The organism is Burkholderia sp. E168m15 (genome assembly GCF_016586105.1).
Lineage (GTDB): Bacteria > Pseudomonadota > Gammaproteobacteria > Burkholderiales > Burkholderiaceae > Burkholderia > Burkholderia orbicola.
In genome coordinates this window covers 1-2,117 of the sequence record NZ_BCPO01000145.1, presented here as the reverse complement: position 1 = coordinate 2,117, position 2,117 = coordinate 1, and the positions used below count along the sequence as shown (strand labels likewise).

The 2,117-nt window shown below is 63.2% G+C and carries 2 protein-coding genes; both read right to left on the bottom strand.

From position 1 onward, the window contains the following. On the bottom strand, positions 1 to 842 hold an 842-nt coding region (locus JMF86_RS21405; RefSeq protein WP_374039679.1), incomplete at its 3' end, for a peptidoglycan D,D-transpeptidase FtsI family protein. Positions 843 to 1,262: 420 nt separating this feature from the next. Further along, a complete protein-coding gene (locus JMF86_RS21400; protein ID WP_011547844.1) occupies positions 1,263 to 1,610 on the bottom strand; it encodes a DUF3564 family protein in 348 nt (115 codons plus the stop codon). Positions 1,611 to 2,117: the final 507 nt, after the last annotated feature.

The following is a 2,117-nucleotide window of genomic DNA, read 5'->3' as shown; positions in this document are numbered from 1 at the left end:
TCGAAGGTCGGATAGTTCGCGAGCGCGAGAATCTCGCCGTTCTGCGCGTCGAGCACGACGACGCTGCCGGCCACCGCGTTGTTCTCGATCACGGCCGCCTTGAGCTGGCTGAAGGCGAGCTGCTGGATGCGGCGGTCGATCGTCAGTTCGATCGTCGCGCCGTGCTGCGCGGGGACGAGCGGGCGCGTGTCCGACACGATGCGGCCGAGCCGGTCGCGGATCACCTCGCGCTGGCCGGACGTGCCTTGCAGGCGCGCATTCGCCGCGAGCTCGACGCCTTCCTGGCCCTTGTCCTCGACGTTCGTGAAGCCGACCACGTGCGCGGCCGATTCGCCTTCCGGGTAGAAGCGCTTCGAATCGGCGATCTGCGTGATGCCGTCGATCGCGAGCTTGTCGAGCCGGCTCGCGGTGTCCGCGTCGACCTGCCGCTTGAGCAGCACGAACGTCTTGTCGTTGCCGAGACGCCGCTTCACCTCGACGAGCGGCAGGTCGAGCAGCTTCGCGATCTGCGGGTAGTCGGTGTCGGCGACCTGTTTCGGGTTCGCCCAGATTTCATAGGTCGACAGGCTGACCGCGAGCATCGCGCCGTTGCGGTCGACGATGCGCCCGCGCATCGCATCGAGCTCGATCGTGCGCTGGTAGCGCTTCTGGCCCTGACCGACGTAGAAATCCTGGTTCGCGACCTGCACCCAGAAAGCGCGCGCGATCAGCGCGGCGAACGCGAGGAACACGACGACCACGATCAGCCTCGAGCGCCACATCGGCAGGCGCGACGCGAGCATCGGATTCTTGGTCGCCGCCGCGTATGGATCGGCAGGGTGGGTCTTCTTTTTCACGCTCATGCAATGGCCGGGTCGGGCCGCCGGGCGGCGGCGGGTCAGTCTGAATAATGCGATTGTAATAAAGGAGTAAACATCGTGTGGGGAAAGTATGTTCCGGCCCTTCAAAAAGGCGAAGGTCAGGCCATCTGGAACAGGGGAAGGGAAACGGCAGGAAAGGTGGGGCCAACGCGGGATTCGGCGGCGGCGGATGAGGACGAAACCTGCGCGATCATCGCATGCCGATTCGGGCAGGCGGTTCGGGATATCGCTCGCTCGCGATCGCCCGTGGCGCGCGATCAATTGCCCGCACGCCGGTTATTTCTTTAATCCATAAAATGAAAAGCGCCTCGAACCGAGGCGCCATTATTGCTGAATATCGAAATGAATATCACTGCTACCGGAATAAACCCGAAAACCGTAGACGATTGATGTCAATAATACCTATCGGGCAACGGAAATAAATTCCCGGTATTCCGGCTGGGTCGTGCAGGTATCGACCGCCTGCAGGCGCCACGCGCCGTCGGGGTGCTCGCCGGCGAGCACCGCGGGGCCCTGTTCGCGGCGCATCGCATCGAACGACAGCCCCTTCAACTGACAGACGGCATTGCCGCTGTCGGCCGCGCACAGCGCCATCGCGCCTTCGACGTCGCGGATCTTGCCCCAGGTCGGAAGGTCGATGCCCTGATGTGCCTCGCGCGACCACAGCCCTTCGTCGGTATCGACCCACAAGACCGCGAAGGAATGCCGGGTTGCCGATTCGCTGCCATTAATCCGAATGGTGAGGCGCATTGGATCGTCTCCTGAAAAAGATGACACATTCGACCGTTTTGACTTGAACAGTCTAGATAGACTGGTGTGAAACGCAAGTGATAATCCGCAATAAACCCGGATCGAGTCTATTTCCGTTTCAGATGAAACGATGTCTGACGATTCATGGTCATTCCCGAGGCGTCAGCCCACGCGGGCGATAGCGGCGACCAGCGGTGGCCGGGCCGGCGCGCGCGGAGGCCCAGACATGGGATGACAGGGCCGCCGGCCGCGTCGATCGGTCGCGCGCCGACCGATCGACGGAAAGCGGGGCGAAGGACATGCTCTGGCGCTCCTCGGATGCAGCCGGACCGAACCTTTCAGCGTGTTGACGCGGCGGCCGGCACGACACACTCCGACAATCGCGTACAAATCGGCACACTTTCACGAAACTTTCGGGACAGACTTGCATGCGGTCGGGCCCCGACACTGGGAACTTCCCGATCCTGTGCCGCGGACGCCGGTCCGCGCCGGCTGCCGCCGCCTCGT